Origin of the sequence: Bradyrhizobium sp. LA6.8, assembly GCF_040547935.1 — a bacterium.
Taxonomy (GTDB): domain Bacteria; phylum Pseudomonadota; class Alphaproteobacteria; order Rhizobiales; family Xanthobacteraceae; genus Bradyrhizobium; species Bradyrhizobium barranii.
Genome location: NZ_JBEPQQ010000015.1, coordinates 71,240 through 92,123, shown reverse-complemented (window position 1 = coordinate 92,123; position 20,884 = coordinate 71,240). Strand labels below are relative to the sequence as shown.

Annotated in this window: 19 protein-coding genes and 2 pseudogenes; 17 read left to right on the top strand and 4 right to left on the bottom strand. The window is 58.6% G+C overall.

The window, feature by feature from the left end; translation table 11 throughout:
* The first annotated feature begins 12 nt into the window (after positions 1 to 12).
* The 7 genes from ABIA90_RS42845 (at position 13) to ABIA90_RS42815 (ending at position 6,289) form a co-directional block, all read left to right on the top strand.
* A complete protein-coding gene (locus ABIA90_RS42845) occupies positions 13 to 1,524 on the top strand; it encodes a hydrogenase large subunit (protein WP_354121911.1) in 1,512 nt (503 codons plus the stop codon).
* A gap of 13 nt (positions 1,525 to 1,537) precedes the next feature.
* Positions 1,538 to 2,071 (top strand): NADH-quinone oxidoreductase subunit B family protein, encoded by a 534-nt coding sequence (locus tag ABIA90_RS42840; RefSeq protein WP_354121912.1) that lies wholly within the window; start codon positions 1,538 to 1,540, stop codon positions 2,069 to 2,071.
* Positions 2,072 to 2,703: 632 nt separating this feature from the next.
* Positions 2,704 to 3,456, top strand: a complete 753-nt coding sequence (locus tag ABIA90_RS42835) for a methyltransferase domain-containing protein (protein ID WP_354121913.1) — start codon at positions 2,704 to 2,706, stop codon at positions 3,454 to 3,456.
* 22 nt (positions 3,457 to 3,478) lie between these two features.
* Complete coding sequence (locus ABIA90_RS42830; protein WP_354121914.1) at positions 3,479 to 5,077, top strand: phosphoenolpyruvate carboxykinase; 1,599 nt, start codon at positions 3,479 to 3,481, stop codon at positions 5,075 to 5,077.
* A gap of 104 nt (positions 5,078 to 5,181) precedes the next feature.
* Complete coding sequence (locus tag ABIA90_RS45660; RefSeq protein ID WP_502917527.1) at positions 5,182 to 5,541, top strand: DUF983 domain-containing protein; 360 nt, start codon at positions 5,182 to 5,184, stop codon at positions 5,539 to 5,541.
* Positions 5,542 to 5,728: 187 nt separating this feature from the next.
* On the top strand, positions 5,729 to 5,977 hold the full coding sequence (locus ABIA90_RS42820; RefSeq protein ID WP_354121916.1) for a hypothetical protein: 249 nt from the start codon (positions 5,729 to 5,731) through the stop codon (positions 5,975 to 5,977).
* Between the two features lie 90 nt (positions 5,978 to 6,067).
* A complete protein-coding gene (locus ABIA90_RS42815; protein WP_354121917.1) occupies positions 6,068 to 6,289 on the top strand; it encodes a hypothetical protein in 222 nt (73 codons plus the stop codon).
* 13 nt (positions 6,290 to 6,302) lie between these two features.
* Here the strand turns inward: ABIA90_RS42815 and ABIA90_RS42810 are convergent, their stop codons facing one another.
* The 3 genes from ABIA90_RS42810 to ABIA90_RS42800 are packed head-to-tail and all read right to left on the bottom strand — an operon-like array spanning position 6,303 to position 8,012.
* Positions 6,303 to 6,701, bottom strand: coding sequence for a DUF983 domain-containing protein (locus tag ABIA90_RS42810; protein WP_354116217.1), 399 nt, complete (start codon positions 6,699 to 6,701; stop codon positions 6,303 to 6,305).
* A gap of 54 nt (positions 6,702 to 6,755) precedes the next feature.
* Positions 6,756 to 7,649 carry an SMP-30/gluconolactonase/LRE family protein gene (locus ABIA90_RS42805; protein ID WP_354122502.1) on the bottom strand — a complete coding sequence of 298 codons (894 nt, stop codon included), beginning with the start codon at positions 7,647 to 7,649 and terminating at the stop codon, positions 6,756 to 6,758.
* Between the two features lie 42 nt (positions 7,650 to 7,691).
* Positions 7,692 to 8,012, bottom strand: coding sequence for a helix-turn-helix transcriptional regulator (locus ABIA90_RS42800; RefSeq protein WP_354116215.1), 321 nt, complete (start codon positions 8,010 to 8,012; stop codon positions 7,692 to 7,694).
* 268 nt (positions 8,013 to 8,280) lie between these two features.
* Here ABIA90_RS42800 and ABIA90_RS42795 point away from each other — a divergent pair, with 268 nt between their 5' ends.
* From ABIA90_RS42795 to ABIA90_RS42750, 10 genes and pseudogenes are all read left to right on the top strand, one after another.
* Positions 8,281 to 9,015 carry a spermidine synthase gene (locus ABIA90_RS42795; RefSeq protein ID WP_354121919.1) on the top strand — a complete coding sequence of 245 codons (735 nt, stop codon included), beginning with the start codon at positions 8,281 to 8,283 and terminating at the stop codon, positions 9,013 to 9,015.
* Positions 8,984 to 9,838 (top strand): annotated as a pseudogene (locus ABIA90_RS42790) (beta-ketoacyl synthase N-terminal-like domain-containing protein); the annotation flags it as partial. The gene ABIA90_RS42795 and the pseudogene ABIA90_RS42790, both read left to right, overlap by 32 nt.
* A pseudogene (locus ABIA90_RS42785) lies at positions 9,835 to 11,154 on the top strand (beta-ketoacyl-ACP synthase). The pseudogenes ABIA90_RS42790 and ABIA90_RS42785, both read left to right, overlap by 4 nt.
* 800 nt (positions 11,155 to 11,954) lie before the next feature.
* A complete protein-coding gene (locus ABIA90_RS42780) occupies positions 11,955 to 13,154 on the top strand; it encodes an IS256 family transposase (protein ID WP_354121922.1) in 1,200 nt (399 codons plus the stop codon).
* A gap of 592 nt (positions 13,155 to 13,746) precedes the next feature.
* Positions 13,747 to 14,418 (top strand): helix-turn-helix transcriptional regulator, encoded by a 672-nt coding sequence (locus ABIA90_RS42775; RefSeq protein ID WP_354116209.1) that lies wholly within the window; start codon positions 13,747 to 13,749, stop codon positions 14,416 to 14,418.
* A gap of 169 nt (positions 14,419 to 14,587) precedes the next feature.
* A complete protein-coding gene (locus tag ABIA90_RS42770; protein ID WP_354116208.1) occupies positions 14,588 to 14,878 on the top strand; it encodes a circadian clock KaiB family protein in 291 nt (96 codons plus the stop codon).
* A complete protein-coding gene (gene kaiC, locus ABIA90_RS42765; protein WP_354116207.1) occupies positions 14,875 to 16,356 on the top strand; it encodes a circadian clock protein KaiC in 1,482 nt (493 codons plus the stop codon). Before ABIA90_RS42770 ends, kaiC begins: the two co-directional genes overlap by 4 nt.
* A 29-nt stretch (positions 16,357 to 16,385) precedes the next feature.
* Entirely contained in the window at positions 16,386 to 18,278 is a 1,893-nt protein-coding gene (locus ABIA90_RS42760) for a response regulator (protein WP_354121923.1), read from the top strand.
* A gap of 74 nt (positions 18,279 to 18,352) precedes the next feature.
* Positions 18,353 to 18,877, top strand: a complete 525-nt coding sequence (locus tag ABIA90_RS42755; RefSeq protein WP_354116205.1) for a hypothetical protein — start codon at positions 18,353 to 18,355, stop codon at positions 18,875 to 18,877.
* A 311-nt stretch (positions 18,878 to 19,188) separates the two neighbouring features.
* Positions 19,189 to 20,397 carry a sensor histidine kinase gene (locus tag ABIA90_RS42750; RefSeq protein ID WP_354121990.1) on the top strand — a complete coding sequence of 403 codons (1,209 nt, stop codon included), beginning with the start codon at positions 19,189 to 19,191 and terminating at the stop codon, positions 20,395 to 20,397.
* Between the two features lie 37 nt (positions 20,398 to 20,434).
* Here the strand turns inward: ABIA90_RS42750 and ABIA90_RS42745 are convergent, their stop codons facing one another.
* A complete protein-coding gene (locus ABIA90_RS42745) occupies positions 20,435 to 20,821 on the bottom strand; it encodes a response regulator (RefSeq protein ID WP_354116204.1) in 387 nt (128 codons plus the stop codon).
* Between the last annotated feature and the right edge of the window lie 63 nt (positions 20,822 to 20,884).

Below are 20,884 nucleotides of genomic sequence, written 5' to 3'. Positions count from 1 at the left end.
GATCAACAGGATATGCCATCGCTGATCGATCTCATGCTGGAGGGCCGCCCGGTCCAACAACACAGCCCGTGGCCGCGAGCTACAGTCGATGCTTCCGTTTGGACATTTGCGGCAAGCGAGCTGGCACATGGACGCTGGAGCCTACTCGGCCTTTGGGGAGAACCCTCAACGGTGCACATGGCGATTATGGATGGACATACGGCAGAAGTCGCCACCGTCAGCCTGGATTGCCCCGACCGCGCTTATCCTTCAGTCGGCAAACACCACCCTCCGGCGCTTCGATTGGAGCACACCATCAACGATCTGTTTGGATTGTCAGCGGAAGGCTTGCCTGACACTCGTCCGTGGCTTGATCACGGTTGTTGGGCCGTTCACTTCCCCTTGGGAAACCGCATCAACGCATTGTCGAAGGCGTCGCCCTATCATTTCCTGCCGGCGGAAGGCGGCGGCCTGCATCAGGTCGCGGTCGGTCCGGTGCACGCGGGAATTATCGAACCCGGGCATTTTCGGTTTACGGCAAGCGGTGAGACCGTGGTCCGGCTGGAACAACGGCTGGGATACACCCACAAGGGTATCGAGGGCCTCATGACTGGAGCCAATCTTGAACGGGCTGTCCAGCTCGCCGGACGCGTATCAGGCGACAGCACAGTCGCCTACGCCTTTGCGTTTTCGCGAGCGGCCGAAGCAGCCTTACAGCTTGTCGTACCCGATCGCGCGGTTTGGCTGCGAGCGCTGCTCGCTGAACTTGAACGGCTTGCCAATCATCTCGGCGACATCGGCGCAATCTGCAACGACGCGTCCTTCGCACTGATGCACGCTCTGTGCAGCGTGTTGCGAGAGAGCATTCTGCGCGCATCCCATACCGCATTCGGTCATCGGCTGATGCGGGATATTATCGTGCCCGGTGGCGTGACCCGCGACCTTAACGATGAAGGGAGAGAGACCATCCAGGCGGCGCTGGATAACATCCGCCGGCGGTTTCCTGCTTTGGTCGAACTCTACGACAATACGGCATCGCTGCAGGATCGCACGGTCGATACGGGCGTGCTTAAGCCCGCATTGGCCAAGCAGTATGCCGCTGGAGGCTACATAGGCCGCGCATCCGGTCGGTCCTTCGACGCGCGAAGCACACTTAAGTATCCACCGTATGACGCGCTGCGCTTCGAAGTCCCGGTCCTGAACGAGGGGGATGTCAACGCGCGCGTCTGGATCCGCGTGCGCGAGGTTGAACAGAGCCTTCTGCTGATCGACCAAATATTGGACCAGCTTCCCGATGGCCCGCTGGGAACGCATGCGGGGCACCGGCGGGAAGTCCGGGAAGGCATGGCGATCGTCGAGGGATTTCGCGGCGACGTCCTGGTTTGGCTCCGCTTGCGGGATGGCCGGGTCGAACGATGCCATCTGCGCGACCCGTCGTGGTTTCAATGGCCGCTTCTAGAGGCCGCAATCGAGGGCAACATCATCGCCGACTTCCCGCTCTGCAACAAATCCTTCAATTGCTCCTATTCGGGCCACGATCTCTGAGGAACGGCACCAGATGCGCAAGCTGCTTTTTGAGAGCCTGTTTCGCCGGCCGTTCACCGAGCAAGCACCGTCACCGGACGACGCCGCGGTGACCGAGCTCGCCACTGCCGTCGGTCGCGCGGCGCGACGGCGTCTCGGCCGAAGCCTCTCGATACGCGAGGTCGATGCTGGATCTTGCAACGGATGCGAACTTGAAATCCACGCATTGAACAATGCCTACTACGACGTCGAGCGCTTCGGTCTCCGGTTCGTTGCGTCGCCGCGTCATGCCGACGTGTTGATGGTAACCGGACCGGTGACGAAGAACATGCGCGACGCGTTGGAGCGCACCTACGATGCGACCCCCAACCCGAAGTGGGTCGTTGCCGTGGGAGATTGCGCCCGGGATGGCGGCTGCTTTGCCGGCAGCTATGCAGTGGTAGGAGGGGTCTCGCAAGTGGTTCCCGTCGATCTTCATATTCCCGGTTGTCCTCCGCCGCCCACCATGATCTTGCAGGGCCTTCTCGCCCTGCTCGATCGAGCGGCCAAAAGCGCCGCTTCCACTTGAGGCTCTGGGGACGCCTTCGACTATTCCAAGCCGGCTTGATCGCAGGGTGCGTTCAAACCGGAATAGTCCTTGCGATGACGCCGTTGATATTCCTTTTCGCACAATATCGGGATGATGGTTCCAGCACGTCTAGTCGCGCCCCGATGTTGTCAGTGGTCTCGTTGCTGCCATTGATCTACGTGGTGCTCGCTGCGGGGGTCGCTCTGACGAAGCACCGCTACGTTACGTTGACGAGCACGCGAATCCACCACGCATCGCGCCTGATGTCGACCTCCGAGCCTGATCGAACAGCCAGTACGCTCGCCATCTGTCTCTTTTTTGCGTCCATCGGGTGCGCATCGCTTGCCCTGCAGCCGCCTCCGGGCATCCTGGTCTCGATGACCTGGCATCTCGGCCCCCACGCGGCTGCGCCCATATTGTGGTCGGCGCTATTGAGCGTCTGCGTGGCCAGTTTCGGAGCTAACGCGCATGCCGCCGTCGACGCCACGCACTGATCTAGAAGGTGACGCTGAATCTCGGGACTAACGGTTCGTCGCATCGGAGAGGCGACTAGACGAAAATATGATCGTTATGTATACATCTATGGGCGATCGCTACTGATGTACAACACATCACATTTGACGAGAGTAGCCTTGAAGATCATCGGCAATTACAAAGGCAAGCTGGGTGAGATCGCGATCTGGGAAAGCGAACAGACGGGCGACCGCTTCTATCGCGAAGGCGAAATTTTCCAGAGCCAAAGCTCGACGTCCGGGGAGAGTAGATTCCCCTACGTAAAGATAATGGAAGCGTTTTTCAGCGACGCCAACAGTGTCCTGCTTCTCGGATGTGGTGGAGGTAACCTCGCGACGATGCTGGCACGCCAAGGAAAGAGCGTGACCGTGGTCGACCACAACCCAGTCAGCTTCGACATCGCCAAGCGCTTCTTCGGATTGCCGAAGGAAATTCCCTGCGTCGTCGCGGATTTTAGGGAGTATCTCTTAGCTGAGACGCGTATTTTTGACGGCATAGCGATCGACGTCGGCGGACCCGGATTTTGCTTCGAGGAGCAGTTCGATCCGGCAACCTGTCATTCGATCACGGCTCGGCTGAAACCCAGCGGACGCGCAATCCTGAACATGCTTGTCGCGACCGATTTTGACGCTGCGCCTGACATGATCAGCAGCGATCTGTCCGAAGGTCACATGACTTCATGGATATTCGACCATCCGGGTCGTCTAAACCGAAATGTCCTCATCGCCTGCCTGCCGAGGCGGCGCCGGGCCGCCAATCGGCGCTACATAGCGAAGCTTTCCAAAACCGTCGGCTGTGGTTGGACGTTGCGGCGCCCGCGTCAGCCCTGGCATGACAATAGGCCCGTCGTCGTCGACACTTGCACGTCCTAACCCGCGCCCAGGGAGAAACGAAATGTTAGAACAAGGCACACGCAACCCGGAATTCGGGGCAGACAAATTCGGGTTCAGAGATCTCAAAGGGGTGAACTGGAATTTCCTTGAACCCGAACTGTACGAATGCGCCCTCAAGGACGGTGAAGCGCAGCTCACCTCCGGCGGTGCGCTCTGCGCCGAAACCGGCGTGCACACCGGCCGCAGCCCAAAAGACAAGTATATTGTCTGTGACGACCAGACGGAGCAGACCATCTGGTGGGAAAACAACGGCAAGATGACCCCCGCGCAATTTGCGCGACTGTACCAGGACTTCATTGCTCACTCCGCCGGCAAGACGTTGTATGCTCAGGATCTACGCGCCGGCGCCGATCCGGAATTTGGAATGCCTACGCGCGTTTTCACGGAGCTTGCCTGGCACTCGCTTTTCATCCGCACTCTGTTGCTCAGACCCAACCGCGGCGAACTCTCGACATTCGTGCCGGAGCTCGCGATCTACTGCTGCCCGACCTTCAAGGCTGATCCCAAGCGCCATGGCGTTCGCAGCGATACAGTGATCGCGATCGATTTTTCACGAAAGATCGTCTTGATAGGGGGAAGTTCGTACGCCGGCGAGATCAAGAAGGCCGTGTTTACGACGTTGAACTACTTTCTTCCCGCTCACAATGTCATGCCGATGCATTGTTCCGCAAATGTCGGCCCGCAGGATGATGCGGCCATCTTCTTCGGTTTGTCTGGAACCGGAAAAACAACTCTATCCGCTGATCCGGGACGCACACTGATCGGTGATGACGAGCACGGTTGGGGCTCCAAGGGCATCTTCAATTTCGAGGGCGGTTGCTACGCGAAGGCAATCAAGCTGAGTGCTGAAGCCGAGCCGGCCATATATGCGACCACTCAGCGCTTCGGAACGGTCCTGGAGAACGTCGCCTTCGATCCGATCACGCGCGTCTGCGATTTCGACGATGGCTCGAAGACGGAGAACACGCGTGCCGCGTATCCGATGCACTTCATTCCCAACGCTTCAAAAACCGGGCGCGCCGGGCATCCGAAGAATCTCGTCATGCTGACTGCGGACGCCTTCGGCGTGATGCCCCCCATTGCCAAGCTGACCGCGGCGGAAGCCATGTTTCACTTCCTGTCGGGGTACACCGCCAAGGTCGCTGGAACGGAAAAGGGCGTGGTCGAACCTGAAGCCACCTTTTCGACCTGCTTCGGTGCCCCGTTCATGCCCCGGCAGCCCTCGGTCTACGGCGATCTGTTGCGCTCGCTCATTGCCAAGCACAACGTAAACTGCTGGCTGGTGAACACCGGTTGGACCGGGGGGAAATACGGGGTGGGACAACGGATGCCCATCAAGGTGACCCGTGCTCTGCTGACGGCCGCACTCGACGGCACACTCAACGACGGCGAATTCTACACCGACAAGCACTTTGGCTTTCAGGTACCAGCATCGGTCAAGGGTATCGACAGCCGTATCTTGAAGCCCCGGGAGACATGGGACGACAAGGAGGCGTACGACGCCGCTGCGGCTAAGCTTGTCCAGATGTTCCAGGACAATTTTGCGAAGTTCAAAAGCGTCGTTCAAGCGGACGTCATGGTGGTCGCGGTGTCAGCGTAGGTTCTAACGGAAGGAAAAGCACCTCAGCCGATCAGTGCTCGGGTTCCCTGCCCGATCGCCCTCAAGCCGGGGTAACTTAACTCGGATGTCCGCGAGCGGTTCACATTTGCCTGTGCGCATCTGGCCGACGGTCGCTCGGGCAGTGGCCGGAAAGTGTCCCGCGTGCGGTCAGGGGAGGCTCTTCCGGAGTTATCTGCATCAGGTGGAAAACTGCACCTCCTGCGGCGAGCACTACGGCAAGACCTCACGCCGACGACGGACCGGCTTGGCTGACAATCCTCGTCGTCGGCCATTTGGTCGTACCGTCGGCGTTATATGCCGAGACCACGTTTCGCTGGCCTCTTCGGGTGAGCATAACAGTCTGGCCGCTGACTGCGGCGGCGCTAACATTGACTATTCTGCCGCGTGCGAAAACCATCTTCATCGCGGCAATCTGGGCGATGAACGCTCCGGGTTTCGAATGACGCGACTGGAAGCACAAAATTCGTCGCTTCTTCGTTTGGGGGAGCGAAATATCGAGAAGCGAGTTCGATTCTTCTACATTACCAATCTCCTCACATCTCGCTCGAGCTTTGACTTGGTAGTATCGTCCCGCGTCGCGGCGTAAACAGGCAAGCTTAAGGTCCGCCCGAAATCGCTGGAAACAAAGACGTGAAGCAAGGCCTTGAGTTCTTTTCCGCTTCTGGTTGCGGCCAACCTTTATTTTTCCGCCTCGAATTGATATTGGCCATCGAAGCTCGATCGGCGTCGCTGTTTTCGGACAGCATCGCCTTTCTCGAAGCAACGAGCGTGAGCGTCTTGATGTCGTCCGGATACAACCGGAGCATGCCGGGCCGGGAGACATTTGCCCGATTCTCCAGAACGATCATTCTCATTCCGACCGGTTTTTGCTTTGGATGATCGCGGCGAACTGTTGCGGCGCCGCGATCCCGTCCGCGACGCCGTTGGCCGCAACCGCCTCGGCGTTCCTGCTGACCAACATCGCCTATCTTGTCCAAGCACGGCCTGTTCGCGCATTTGGCCGGTTCGTTCTCCGACATTCGCAATCATGCGGTCATGAACATCGTCATCGTTCTAGCCGTCCTCTTGACCTGGGCATCAGGGACGATGTGGCCGGATGTGCTTACCGCCCTTGGAATTCTATGTGTGAATGTCAGTGGGGCCGAGCATATATGGCTTGTGGCGCGGGAGGCGCCGCCGGTCGATGCATGATCCGCTAAGGCAGCTATTCTTCGGCTCGCGGAACGAGCTTTCCCTGCGACGCCTTGTGATGATACTGCAACGCGATCAAAAGACTTTTCAGGCCTCGTAAGGGCCATAGCGTGACTATCAGGATCAACGGGATCCACAGTACCGCGTGGACCCAGTACGGCGGTTGATACTTGACCTCGGTGACCAAAGCGGCTCCCACGACAATGGCGCCGGCGATCATGATGACGAATATGGCAGGCCCATCACCGGCGTCGGCAAAGCTGAAATCGAGGCCGCACACGTCGCACTTTGATTTCAGGGTCAGGAACCCCTCAAACAACTTTCCCTTGCCGCAACGCGGACATCGACACAGAAGGCCAGCGGTATATGGCGATGGCGTTTTTTCCGAGATCTTTTCGGCCGAGAGGTCCATCGTCAGCTTTCTGCGTTTCGATTGGGTGGTGACTGAGCAAGCCAACTCGAAACGCTAGTGCGAGCCAATTTCCGCCAACCGTACCGAACTCGCAGCTCCCGGCACGTCGACCGTCGCTATCTCGACGCGGGCCGCCTGCTGACGGTTGGGATAGTCGTAAAGATTGGGATAGTCGTTAAGATTGGCGGCTACCGTCAGACAGAAAAGCGTCCGGCCGTCTTGTCCGCCCAACTGACATGCGACCGCATGCCGGCCCGGTACGTGAACGCGATGTGTGATCCGCCCGCCCGGTTGCACACGGACAAAAAGCGACTGTCGGGCGGCAGCCGCCCAGACGGCGCCTTCAGCGTCCCCGCAGATGCCGAGTGGGCTCATCCCCTCGAAGTCGGCGAAAACTTTTCGATGCAGCAATCCTCCGTCGCTGCCGATCTTGAACTCGAGAAGCCGATTTCCGAGCGTCTCCGCAACCAGTAGGTTATGCGAACTTGTGATTGCCAATCCGTTCGGATGTGCGATGTTGTCGGCAACCGATCGGATATTGCCGTCCGGCATTGTCAGAAGGACCCGAGCCGACGCGAAGCCGTCGGGTCCTGTTGCATCCGCGTCGAAAGACGTCACATAGGCGTTTCCATCGCGAGCGACGGCTAGGTCCCGTAGATACCCAGATGCGACATCGGCCATGTCGGCATGGATCACGGGCTTCTCAGCACCGAGTTTCAGGATCAGCCGCCGGGTCATCGAGGCGACCAATAAGCTACCGTCGGGCAAAAAGCCCAGCCCGAAGGGGCGATCTGGTACGTCGGCGACGATCGTAACCTTGCCGTCCAGATCGATGCGGAAGATCTTTCCGGCGCGTACGTCGGACACCCATAAGGCGCCCAGATGCCATCTAGGTGCCTTAAGGCGCGAGAATCCGCTTGCGAGTACACTTGTCTTCAGCGTTTTCATCATCCTCGATCGAGAAACCCATCATTCGGATGGCTCGGGGGGTCATCGCGCCCGTTCCAAAGTCCGCGGCGAAGAAGGCTTGGGCTGCTTCGTGTTCTTCACTTTCGGCTTCGTGACGTGCTCCCTGAGACGGACGCCTCGACCACCGGCCGAACTCTGCCCTCCCGGATTGATCAATTCGATCCCGGCATTCTCCAATGCAGAAACCAATTTCATCAAAGAATCGACGTTCCCGCGGATAACTCCGTCACTTGCTTCCATGCGTTGAATGGTGGGGACTGAAAGATCAGCGAGTTCGGCCGTCTGCCGCTGGTCAATATTCAGAAGCGCGCGGGCGGCCCTAAGTTGGTTGGCCGTGATCATGAAATGGCGAGCTCCGGTAAGTTTCTCATGGAGAGATCTACACCATCCAAATTACTGTCTCAAGCATCAATCTAGATAAAGAATATATCATTGCCGAATTCTCAATGGCGTGAACTGGATTGCGGCCGGAGACTTGTATCGAATTTCTATCGGAGAATGCGGAAACATTACCAGCAGGACCCGAAATCGTTGGTGCCCCGCAAATTACATGATAAGAGATGTTTAATGCATGTATTCTGATACTCTAATCTTAGGATAGTTGCCTGCCGTGAAACTGCTGGGGCGTTATCAAGGAAAGAACGGACAGATCGATATCGTCGAATGTTCTTGGGACGGTACGCGCGTGTACTTCGAAGAAGGCGTAAGGCAAAGTCAGGCAACGCCCGACGGCGAAAGCGTCTTCACCTATGTCAAGCTCATGGACGAACTCCTATCCCGCTCCGAACAAGTCCTCGTCCTGGGCTGTGGCGGCGGAAATCTTGCGACACGGCTGTGGCGTCTCGGCAAGAGATTGACCATCGTCGACATCAACCCGATCAGTTTCGTGCTCGCGCACAGGTATTTCGATCTTCCGGACGAATTGCCATGCATCGTCTCCGACTTTCGAAAATTCGTGTTCGATGACCGCGCATATTACGACGGCATTGCGATCGACGTCGGTGGACCGGGCTTCCGTTTCACGGAAGAGTTTGATGCGGAGACCTGCGACGCCATCCGCGCCCGCCTGGCACCGGGCGGCCGGATCGTGATGAACGTAATGGTCGCCCACGACATTGATCCGACACCCGACCGGATCGCAGCAAGGCTCGCCGGTGAAGAACTGCGGACATGGATTGTCGACGAGCAATTCATCGAGGATCGCAACGCCGTCATCGCCTGCATCCCCGAGAAGACCTTGGGTTCACGGGCGGCGCTCGATCGCGTGATGCGCCATAGCCATGAACGCTGGGCAATCCGCCGCGGAAGATTGCGAAGCCGCGATCTTGCCTGTGGATTGCGCTAATGTCGCAGCTTTCGGCAGACCGACACGAGACGTGGATAACAGGCGTCGGGCTCGTCTCCTCCCTGGGGGAACGCAGCTATCCAATCTGCTCGCCGGCAACATATCGATCGTCCACGGTGTGTCCGGATCGTCGCGGACCTTTATGGGCGAGGCAGCCGCCGGCGTGGACGCCGTCCGGATTGCGTGGGCGAAGATCGCCTCCGGACAGAGCGAGGTTGCCTTGGTCGGCGCCGCGCACAACGGCGAGCGCAAGGAAATGCTGATGCTCTACGAATGCGGCGGCTTCAATCTCAAGAAGGACTTCGCATCGGTCTGGTCGCGGACCGGCGGTGGCTTTGCTTTGGGATCGGGTGGCGTATTTCTGGTGCTTGAGTCGAGACCTCATGCGGAGCGCCGAGGCGCCAAGCCGTTTGCACGGCTCGTCAACGTCGTCTCCGGTCATTCCTCTCGATCTGCCGCGGGCGGAGTCGAAGGCGTTCTGGAAGGCCTCTGGGCGTCCCTGAGGATCACCGAAGATTCAACCGCGATCTACACGGCAGCGACCGGCGCTGCCATTGCCACCGAGGAAGAAGCAGCCTTCCTGTCGGCACACGGGGATGTCCCCGTCCGCGCGATCGGCACGTCCTTCGGACATCTCAGCGAAGCGCAATTCCCGTTAGCATTGGCGCTTGCTTCGTTGAGCGTGTCCCGCGGCGCGTTGGTCCCTCCAAACGACACATCCGGCCGAGAGACCGAGATCGGCGTGATGCCGGCCCAGATAGTGGCCATCGGCGTCGGTCATTGGCGCGGAGAGGGAATGGCGCTCATAGAGGCCGTCGCATGACGGCACTCCTTGAAACCGGCTTGGCATCCACAAAGCTGCGGAGCGCGAAGACGAAGACGCGTGACGGCCACAATCGTCCCATCGTCGTCGTTACCGGTATGGGCGTGATCACGTCGCTTGGCGAAGGCAAGGCTGAGAATTGGGCGAAAATTACCGCCGGAGAGTCTGGAATAAGCACCATCCGGCGGTTCTCCACCCATGGTTTGAAGACGCGTATCGCCGGCACTATCGACTTCGTCGAGGTGAAGCCGTTCTCGTCGACAAAGCTGGCCGAGCGTCTGGCGGATATCGTCATCGAAGAGGCTGTCGGCCAATCGGGAATTGGACGAAAGGGTGATTTTCCAGGCCCGTTGTTTCTCGGTCTGGCGCCGGTCGAAGTCGAGTGGCCGCAACGCGAAGAAATCGCGCGAGCCTCCAGCGAATCAGGCTCCATAGACTACGACATCCTGCTCCAGACCAGCGGCGGCGGGCGTTTCACGCACGTCCACGCTCGCTATCTGTTCGGCTCGGTTGCTGACCACCTCTGTGAGACCTTCGGCACAAAAGGATCGCCCATCTCGGTCTCAACGGCCTGCGCGTCGGGGGCAACAGCGATCCAGCTTGGCGTCGAGGCCATTCGGCGCGGAGAAACCGACGCCGCGCTTTGCGTCGCAACCGATGGTTCCATCAATGCCGAGGCAATGGTGCGATTTTCCCTCCTGTCGGCGCTATCCACTCAGAACGATGACCCCGCGCAGCGCATCGAAGCCCTTTTCGAAGAACCGGCAAGGATTCGTGATGGCTGAAGGTGCCGGCGCGCTCGTGCTGGAGAGCCTGGACGCCGCGCGAAAATCTTGGGCGTGATCGCCGGCTGCGGTGAATTGGCGGACACTTTCCATCGTACCCGTCCCAAACCGGACGGAGTTCCGATCGCCGATTGCATCCGCAACGCTCTCGCCGATGCAAGCATGACCTTCGATCAGATCGACTACATCAACGCTCACGGAACCAGTACGCCAGAGAACGACAAGATGGAATATCTCGGCGCCGCCGCCGTCTTTGGCGATCATGCCCGCAAGATCCCCGTCTCGTCCAACAAGTCGATGATCGGACACACACTCTCTGCCGCCGGTATCATAGAAACGGTGTTCACCCTGTTGACGCTGGAACACCAGCGCATTCCACCCACCATCAACTACGATGTTCCGGATCCGGCAATTCCGTTTGACGTCGTGCCCAACAAGGCAAGAGACGCGCGGGTCGCTACGGCAATGTCGAACTCGTTCGGATTCGGCGGCCAAAATGTATCGCTCATCATGCGACGTGAGCCGGGGTAGACATCCGGGAGACTCGGCAAATATTGAGCGTCCGATCATCTTACACATTCGGAGGTGGGGGCTCGAAGAATGCTGATGAAGTTCGAGAAGCTTGACAGCGTATGGCGCGGACTACCGCAAGATCGAGCGAGGTCATCCATGTCAATTCCGACAATTGAAAAACGCGAGGAATACGTCGGCTACGCCGAGCATTGCGTGAAGTTAGCGAGACAAACAAATGATCGGGAATCGCGTAAGATTCTGCGCGAGATGGCAGCGGAATGGCTAAGATTGGTAGACGCGGCCGACCACTAAGCCCAAGCGAACTGTCCAACGATCGCCATAACGCCGGCGAGTTTGGGCGGGCGAACCAATCGGACCACCATGGCCTCTAGCTCCAACACCAGTATCGCCAAGAAAGCGCGCACGAAGGACGAGGCGGATTTCGCCACTTGGCTCATGCCCTGCTGCTAGGGAGCGCGCGAATTATTTTTGCTAGCTAAGACAGCGCGTCAGTTTGTTGGTATTCCTGTTGGTATCGCCCGAACACGAAGACAAAAATTGCTTTATATTCAATCGGTTATGGTATTAAGCGATTGACGGCCAGGGGCGCCAACTAGGCTGTTCAAGCCCGTTCCAAAGCGTCCGCAGCCGTCCGCGCGCAGGGTCGTGTCCCCGGCGGTGGTGTAGCTCGGTAGAGCAAAGCCGCCCGGACGCGCGCCTCAACTAGCGCCGTAGCGGGCGGGCGGCTTTGCGGTGGTCACCGGCAGTTCTCCGGTAGGATCGGGTTGCGACACGCCAACGCAACCGAGGAACCACCGATGACCGACGATATGATGAACCTGCGCACGCTCGTGGAGAAGACCCCTGATGCCGATCTGTTGCGCGAGATGATCGGCTTTGCTGCCCAAAGGCTGATGGAGCTCGAGGTCGAAAGCCAGACCGGGGCGGCTTACGGCGAGAAGAGCCCCGAGCGTCTGGCCCAGCGCAACGGTTACCGCGACCGGATATGGGAGACCCGCGCCGGCGCGGTCGAACTGCGCATTCCCAAGCTGCGCAAGGGCTCTTACTTCCCGGGTTTCCTGGAGCCGCGCCGGATGGCCGAGAAGGCACTCACCGCCGTGGTTCAGGAAGCCTATGTGCAGGGCGTCTCTACCCGCTCGGTCGACGATCTCGTCCAGGCGATGGGGATGAGCGGCATCTCCAAGAGCCAGGTGAGCCGGCTCTGCGCGGAGATCGACGACAAGGTGAAGGCGTTCCTCGCCCGGCCGATCGAGGGCGACTGGCCGTATCTGTGGATCGACGCCACCTACGTGAAGGTGCGCCAGAACGGGCGCATTGTGTCGGTCGCGGTGATTGTCGCGGTCGGCGTCAACAACGACGGCCGACGCGAGGTGCTCGGCATGGACATTGGTCCCTCCGAGGCCGAGACGTTCTGGACGGCGTTCCTGCGCAAGCTCGCCCGCCGGGGCTTGCGTGGCGTCAAGTTGGTCGTCTCCGACGCCCATGAGGGCATCAAGGCCACCGTCGCCAAGGTGCTCAACGCCAGTTGGCAGCGTTGCCGCGTGCACTTCATGCGCAATGCATTGGCCCATGCCGGCAAGAGCGGGCGGCGCGTCGTCTCTGCCTTCATCGCCACCGCGTTCGCCCAAGACGATGCCGAGGCCGCAACAGCGCAGTGGCGCAAGGTCGCCGACCAGCTTCGCCCCAAGCTGCCCAAGCTTGCCGGCTTCCTCGACGAGGCCGAGACCGATGTGCTCGCTTATATGACGTTCCCCCCGCAACACCGGACCAAGCTGCACTCGACCAATCCGATCGAGCGCCTCAACGGCGAGATCAAGCGCCGCACCGAGGTCGTCGGCATCTTCCCCAATGAAGACGCCATCGTCCGCCTCATCGGCGCGATCCTGCTCGAGCAAAACGATGAATGGGCCGTCCAGCGCGCCCGCTACATGACGCTGGAAACCATCGCGCCGTTGAGCGATGATCCCACCGTCAGCCTTCCGGCGATCGCCAGCTGACCTGCCCGGCTCTTGCCGGTGAACGCGGTGACCCACCGCCAGCTACACCACGCAACGGGACACGATCTCCGCGCAGTGCTCGGAAGCCCTTGAAAAATAGGCCCTTCCGCGTACATCGGTGTTCGTCACCGTTTGTTCTCATCCGATTCTAGCCTAGCCGAAACGAATATAACCGCCACCTTGAATCAGCCTCGTTGGGAGCTTGGTTCAGTGACGTTACGGCGTCGAAAGCCAGCCGTGCGCGACCTCAAGGCCCCTTTGCCAGGAGCTCAGACGGGCTGGAGGCTGCGGTAAATTAAGCCATCGCGGCGTGTGGCGGCAACAATGCAGTCCACCATTTGCGCGTTGATCGTCGCAAATGAATTTCTGGCCCGAAGCGAGCGAATTGTTGAAGGCCATTTCTCACGCCTGTCCACCGATTGCTCAAAGATAGTGGGCGGCCAGCGATTGAGATTTGCCCTTCTCCGTGCCGTTAGACCGGAAATAGTTCCGATCTACTAGGGAATTAGTAGGTCGGAACCAGTTTAGCCTCGTAAAGTTATCTCGGCACATTCCAATTCTTTCCTGTCATTTATCAACACAGGGAGCCGTCATGGACCAGGTGACGAAGGATTTTGCGCGAGATGATGAAGAGTTGAAGCCAATCGCTTCTGCTCTCGGGGATGGCGCCATTCTTGTAGATGCCTCAGGACAAATCGTCTGGATCGACGACAACTTGCGCCGTCGGCTTAACGGTGGCCTCCATAAGCTTGAGTTGCCAATACGCAGGTCTGAGCGCCCGGCGCTGGATTGCTTCATTACGACCGCCGACGTCATGATTGATAATGAGCCGCGCCCGGTGTGCGTCATTCAACAGACCGGCGATCAAAAGGAGCCGTGGCAGTTCATCGCCGCGATTGAGGCCATCATGGCCGACAGCTCCTGGCTCACCCGTATGATCGTCGAGAAATTCAGCGCTCTGCGCCAAGGCACGCGATCGGCCCCGCGATCGTCCGACATTGATATTTTAACGGGCCGGGAACGCGAAGTGCTGTGGCTAATTTGCGAAGGGCGAAGCGATTCCCAGATGAGCGAGACGCTCCATCTTTCCCAGAACACGGTTCGCAATCATATTGCGTCCCTGTACCGCAAAATTGGCGTAAACCGCCGTAGTGCGGCCGTTATCTGGGCGCGCGAGCGTGCGGTTACAAGAGACGACGCGTTGAGCCCGCGACGTTCGTCGAGACGCCCGGGCCAAATGCCACAAGGCGGCGGACTCTACTAGTAGGGTTGGTATTTCTCTCTCTCTTGCCGGAAGCGGGCTCACCGTGTCTTCTAAGACGACTCACGGTGGCATTCGGAAGTGCCGCCATGGTCCGCACGCGCGGTGCGAGGTCCGCTGCGGCTTCATCGGCGACGCCCGATGTTTTCAGCGCCAAGAAGGCGATTCCGACGTGACCAACCTCGTGCTTCGACTCTACATCGCCGGACCGTCAGCGACCTCTCGCCGAGCGGAGCAGAATTTGCGGCGCCTGCGAGACGTCGCAAAGTCGCACAACGAGCTGGAAGTCGAAATTGTCGATGTGCTCAAGAATCCAGAACTAGCCGAGCAAGCTGCGATCATCGCCACACCGACCCTCGCTTTTGAACACCCTGTTCGCCCGCGGCGGATAATCGGTGATCTCAGCGACGTGGAGAGAGTGCTCGATTTTCTCGGTATCGAATCTGAAGGAAAAAAAGCATGACCACCGAGGATGTCGACGTTGCTGCCGTGCTGGATCGGGTGCAGACCGGCGTTCAGGCCTTCGATGAACTGGTCATGGGCGGATTGCCTCGCGCCCGAACCACCGTGGTTGGCGGCACGCCCGGGAGCGGCAAGACAGTCTTTGCCACGCAATTTCTCGCTCACGGAATTACCACGTTTGGTGAGAATGGCGTGCTTGTAACGTTTGAGGAGCCTCCGGCGGATATTGAAGCCAATATGCTGGGATTTGGCTGGGAACTCGCGAAATGGCGTAAGGAAGGCCGCTTGGGGTTTGTGGACGCCAGCCCACCAGCAAGCGACGAACTGATTATCGGCGATTTCGATTTGGTTGGTCTGCTTTCACGCATTCAGCACGCGGTCAAGACGGTCAATGCCAAGCGTGTCGTTCTCGATTCGCTTACTCAACTTTTTGACCATTTTATTGGCGACCCGAAGATCCTTCGCCGCGAGCTGTTTCATATTAGCAGCGCCCTCAAAAAGACCGGCCTCACCGTGCTTATGACGGCGGAACGTAACAGTGAGTATGGAGAGATCACTCGACATCGCTTGGAAGAATTCGTTGCTGATAACGTTGTCATCTTGCGCAACGTGCTTCATCGAGAAAAGCGTCGCCGCACCATCGAAGTCCTCAAGATGCGCGGGAGCCACCACGCCGAGGGTGAGGCACCCTTCACCCTGCTGGCGAACCAAGGCGTCGTCGCCGTCCCGCTTTCCTCGCTTCGTCTCGAACAGCAATCGAGCACGGTGCGTGTCACAAGCGGAAATTCTGAAATCGACAAAATGTGCGGGGGCGGGCTTTTTCGCGATAGCGTGACCCTAGTGAGCGGGGCCACTGGCACCGGCAAGACCCTGCTCGTCACCAATTTTCTCGCCGGGGGCGTAACAGCCGGAGAGAAAGCCATTCTGTTTGGATACGAGGAAAGCAAAGGCCAGCTCTTCCGCAACGCGAGCGGCTGGGGCGCCGATTTTGCCCAGATGGAAGCCGCGGGAAAGCTCAAAATCGTCTGTCTTTATCCCGAGGCTCAGGGGCTGCCCGATCATCTGCTTACGATCCAGAGCCTGGTCGATGAATTCCAGCCGAACCGAATCGCCGTGGACAGCCTGTCGGCATTGGAACGGATCGCTCCAGATACCGGGTTCCGCGAATTTCTGATCAGCCTCACCTCCTTCATCAAGAAGCGCGAAATCGCCGGGCTTTGCACCGCCACCAGCAAATCCCTCATCGGCGGCGAGAGCGTCAGCGAGCAACACATTTCGACGTTGACTGATTCCATCATCTTGCTGCGCTACATCCAGGAGCAGAACACCATGCATCGAGGTCTTATGGTGCTGAAGATGCGTGGCAGCGAACATGCCAAGGAAATTCGGAAGTTCACAATCGACGGTGCCGGTATGCACTTTGGCGAAACCTTCAAAGACGTGCCAAATGTGTTCACCAATGATGACGTTGGACAATGAAGCGGTGAACCCACGGCAAGGTCGGTACCATGAATAGTGCGGATGCCAAGTCTCGTAGCGGCATCGATCAAGCCGAGATCAGATTCCTCGTCGAGAAGAATGCCGATGGGATTATTGTCATTGACGAGGGCGGGAATGTCTTGTTTGCCAACCCCGCTGCCGAGGAGATTTTCGGGCGGCACGCCGAGCTATTAATCGGGAGTCCGATCGGAATACCGTTTATCGCCGGAGACACGGCCGAGATCGCTATTCACAAGCCGGATGGCGATCAAATTGACGCAGAAATTCGGATCGTCGAAACAACCTGGGATCGTCAGCCTGTCCGCCTTGCAAGCCTTCGAGATGTCTCGGCCCGCAAGGCAGCCGAGGAACGTCTGAGGCATTCGGCAAAAATGGAGGCGGTCGGACAGCTGACGGCTGGGATAGCGCACGATTTCAATAATCTGCTGACTGTCGTGCTTGGCAATCTGGAAAGCGTTCAGCGCCGATGCGCCATCACCGATCCTGCCTTGTCACGCGCGCTCGAAAACGCCAGCCGCGGCGCGCGACAGGCGGCAAAGCTCACGGAGAAGTTGCTGGCTTTTGCGCGGCGGAAACCGCTCGAACCTCAGTTGCTTGACGTCAACCTTCTTGTTTCTGGGATGTCCGATTTACTTCAACGTACGCTGGGCGAGCAGATCGTCGTGCGGACCAGATTGGTCGAAGACGCCTGGAGCGTTGAAATCGATCCGACCGAACTCGAAGCGGCAATTCTGAATCTTGCGGTCAACGCGCGAGATGCGATGCCATCGGGCGGGCAACTTGTGATCGAGACGGACAATGTCGAGATCGATGCTGCGTACGCAACGAGCGATATCGATGTCAGCAGAGGATCTTACGTTCTCATCACCGTTACAGACACGGGAATGGGCATGACGCCCGATGTGCTCCAGCAGGTCTTTGAGCCGTTCTTCACGACAAAGACCGGTGGACGCGGAACAGGTTTGGGGCTGAGCCAGGTTTACGGATTCATCAAACAGAGCGGCGGCCACGTGAAGCTTTACAGCGAACCGGGTATCGGCACGTCAGCCAAACTTTATCTGCCGAAGGTCCTAGATGCGGCTGTTCCCACCTGGACCCCTATTGCCGAGCCCCAAGCAATTGCTGTGCCGCTCGGCAAACAAAGCGAGACGATCCTTGTCGTTGAGGACGAGGCGGACGTTCGTAACTACGCGGCCAACAGCCTGCGGGAACTGGGCTATCGGGTGTTCGAAGCCATCGATGGCGCGTCCGCGTTGGATATTCTTAGGCGTGAGAACGACATTTGCCTGATGTTTACCGACCTTGGACTGCCGGGTGGAATGGATGGACGCGTGTTGGCGGAACGCGCTCGGGCGATCCACGCCTCCATTCAAATATTAATGACGACGGCTTATGCCGCCGGCGCCTTGGTCCACGAGGGCAGGCTCGATGCCCAGATCGAATTGCTCAGCAAGCCCTTCTCCTACTCCGCACTCGCAACGCGAATTCGGGAATTGCTAGATCGTCATAAAGAGCGGGGAGAAACTCGAATTCTCGTGGTTGAGGATGAGTTTCTGCTCCAAATGTTTGTCGCAGACACTCTCGCTGACGCCGGATGCGTTTCCATCGAAGCCGCCAGCGCCTCAGAGGGATGGGCCAAATTTCGCGCTGAGCAGGACGAGCTTGCCGGCGCTATTATCGACCTCGGATTGCCTGATCGGCGCGGCGATGAATTGATCGCAGATATTCGCGCAGTCCGGCCTGACCTGCCCATTGTCCTTGCGACCGGTTATGCCGACGATAACGTTCGTAGTCGGTTTGCACAGGATGACCGATTGACGGTTCTGTCAAAGCCATTTGTTCCTAAGGAACTCCTGGCCGCGCTTCAAAGATTTGGCATTCGGTTATGGTCAAAACAATGATGTTGCTAGAAGGCCTTTTCCCTTCGCTTCGGACGAACGCAAAGATCCAGGACCCGTAAAATGGAGGGTAAGCCATGCGCACGGTGCTTGCACTTTCACTTCTGGTAATTTCCATCTGTCCAACTTCGTCGTCCGTCGCTCAATCCCAGAACAGCCAGACCGTGACCGTTGGCTCGTGGGAAATTGCGACGAGTTACAAGGCCGACAAGTTCGATTCCTGTGTCATGAATCGTTCAACAGGCGGCCTCGGCATCAGCTTTACGCGGACTCAAGACGGGCTTCTGCTTCTTCTGGATTCCCCGAAATGGAAGCTCGATCGGGGTAAAGCCTACCCCGTCCGCTTGGTCGCGGGTTCGCAGTCCGTTGAAGCCAAAGCCCTCGCTGAAACGAAGGGTGTGACGGTCGCGCTTGCCGATCGTCCGTTTAACGGAAAACTTCGATCCGCTAACGTTCTAGATGTCCGCGGAGAGGGCGCTACGCTGCGTATCCCGCTGGACGGCAGTTCTGCAGCGTTTGAGCGTCTCGAAGCTTGTTTCGAGAAAAATAGTCGAGAGGGTGCAGAGACCAATCCGTTCGTGGCACCCGACCGGAAGCCTTAAATAGAGCGACGCTGAGCGCGAGCCGTCGTTGTCGTGCCGTTCATCTATTCGGCCACAACGGTGAGTCCGATATGCAAGAACCTAACTCGAAGGCATGCTTGAGCCTGGAGATGTTCGGCACTTGACGATTTTGCTTCTCGACGTGGGTTTCCGACTCTCCCACCCTTGTTCGGGTTGATTTTCCAGCGCTAACGAGCCCGGGGGCGGCGACTTGCAACGCTCCCGCCGGATTCCTGTGTCCGCCAAACCTGGGCATGCTAGGGTCCAGGCGCTCGACCTTGGTCGAGATCGGCAATAAGGACTGGCAAATTATGTCCATCTCACCGGGAAAGGAGTCGGTATCCTCTCCGGCGGCATCGACCGCGAGGTCGAGAGAGGAGCTTCCGTACCGTTTGCGGCAGCAGTCCCTGCTGGGCGAATTCGGACGTTCCGCCCTGCAGACCCGCGACATCACACAGATCCTCCAGCGTGCCACCGAACTGTGCGCGCAAGGTCTCGATGCTCCGTTTGCGAAGGTCCTGAAATATATGCCGGACGAAAAACGGCTGCTGGTGTGTGCAGGCGTCGGGTGGGCGCCGGAAACGATAGGCAACGTCTCTCTTGGGATCGATATGGAATCGCCAGCGGGGTACGCGTTCCATACCGGGCAAATCGTGATCTCGAACCACCTTCAGGAAGAAACCCGGTTCCGCACGCCGAGATTGTTGGCGGACCATGGCGTCAAACGGGCTATTAACGTCCTGATCGCGCGAGGCGGCGAAGGCCATCTGCCGTTCGGCGTACTCGAAGTCGACAGTCCCGATGCAGGCCAGTTCGACCTTGCCGATGCTGATTTCCTTGCGGGTTTCGCCGGATTGCTCGGCATCGCCATCGAGCGGCAACATGCCGACGCCCAACTCCGCGATTCCCTGGAGTATCAGGCCATGCTGACGCGCGAGATGAGCCATCGCGTCAAGAACAGCTTGGCGTCCGTCGTCGGGCTGTTGCGCGTGCAGGGCCACAACGCGCAGAAGGACGTTCAAAACGCGCTCAGCGACGCTGCTTCGCGCATCACGACGATAGCGCAGGTGCATGACCATCTCTGGCGAAGCAACCAGATCGGCTTTGTTGACATCGCCGACTTCGCTGGCGAGCTCTGCCACAAGCTGCAGGAAACCTCGCCAGGCCACAACGTAAGCTGCAAGTTCGCCCATCTGATGGTCTCAGCCGACAAGGCGATACCGCTCGGACTCCTTATTAATGAGCTTGTGACCAACGCTGCCAAGCATGCTTACCCTTCGGGTTCGGGCGAGGTCCGCGTCTCCGGGGAACAGCGCGGCCAAGACCTTCATGTCGAGGTATCCGATCAAGGCATCGGACTCCCGAAAGATTTCGACTTTGACCAGCCTCGCGCGAGCCTTGGCTTCAAGGTGATCAAGAGCCTCGTCGGCCAGCTTGACGCGCGTATCACTGTGTCCGCGACCGAACCAAAGGGCGCTACAATTCAACTCGACGTGCCACTCGACACCTCTCTCTCATAACGAGCGATCGGTTTGGGCGACAGGCGTTAAGGCGCCCCTAAGTGGTGGACGTGCCGGTGTTGAGAAGCTGGGAAACGGCGGTGATGAGCTGCGCCGGCGCGAAGGGTTTGGTCAGAAGAATGCTGTTGGGGACGCCGTTGGCAGCCCAATTGTCCGCGCTGTCGCCGGTCATGTAGACGACCGGAAGCGCCGGATCGATTTCTCTGGCACGCTTCGCGATTTCCCAACCCTCGATCTTCCCACCCAATTTGATGTCAGTTACCAGGGCGCGGTATTTGGGCTTGCTCGCATCGAGCGAACTCATTGCCTGCTCGCCGGAGGAAGCGATCACAACTTCGAAGCCGCCTTCGATGAGAGCGTCTTTGACGATCTCTTGGACCAAATGGTCGTCTTCGACCACCAGAATGGGAAGGGGTTGATCCAAGCACCAGCTCCTGGGCTTCATTGCCTGCGGGATGACTCGAAACACAAGGATCGGTTCCCTTAG

Coding starts and splice junctions, on each gene's coding strand:
- ABIA90_RS42750 (WP_354121990.1), top strand. CDS start 19,189: ATGTCCATCTCACCGGGAAAGGAGTCGGTATCCTCTCCGGCGGCATCG.
- ABIA90_RS42840 (WP_354121912.1), top strand. CDS start 1,538: ATGCGCAAGCTGCTTTTTGAGAGCCTGTTTCGCCGGCCGTTCACCGAG.
- ABIA90_RS42800 (WP_354116215.1), bottom strand. CDS start 8,012: ATGATCACGGCCAACCAACTTAGGGCCGCCCGCGCGCTTCTGAATATT.
- ABIA90_RS42845 (WP_354121911.1), top strand. CDS start 13: ATGCCATCGCTGATCGATCTCATGCTGGAGGGCCGCCCGGTCCAACAA.
- ABIA90_RS42755 (WP_354116205.1), top strand. CDS start 18,353: ATGCGCACGGTGCTTGCACTTTCACTTCTGGTAATTTCCATCTGTCCA.
- ABIA90_RS42760 (WP_354121923.1), top strand. CDS start 16,386: ATGAATAGTGCGGATGCCAAGTCTCGTAGCGGCATCGATCAAGCCGAG.
- ABIA90_RS42780 (WP_354121922.1), top strand. CDS start 11,955: ATGACCGACGATATGATGAACCTGCGCACGCTCGTGGAGAAGACCCCT.
- ABIA90_RS42775 (WP_354116209.1), top strand. CDS start 13,747: ATGGACCAGGTGACGAAGGATTTTGCGCGAGATGATGAAGAGTTGAAG.
- kaiC (WP_354116207.1), top strand. CDS start 14,875: ATGACCACCGAGGATGTCGACGTTGCTGCCGTGCTGGATCGGGTGCAG.
- ABIA90_RS42830 (WP_354121914.1), top strand. CDS start 3,479: ATGTTAGAACAAGGCACACGCAACCCGGAATTCGGGGCAGACAAATTC.
- ABIA90_RS42810 (WP_354116217.1), bottom strand. CDS start 6,701: ATGGACCTCTCGGCCGAAAAGATCTCGGAAAAAACGCCATCGCCATAT.
- ABIA90_RS42805 (WP_354122502.1), bottom strand. CDS start 7,649: ATGAAAACGCTGAAGACAAGTGTACTCGCAAGCGGATTCTCGCGCCTT.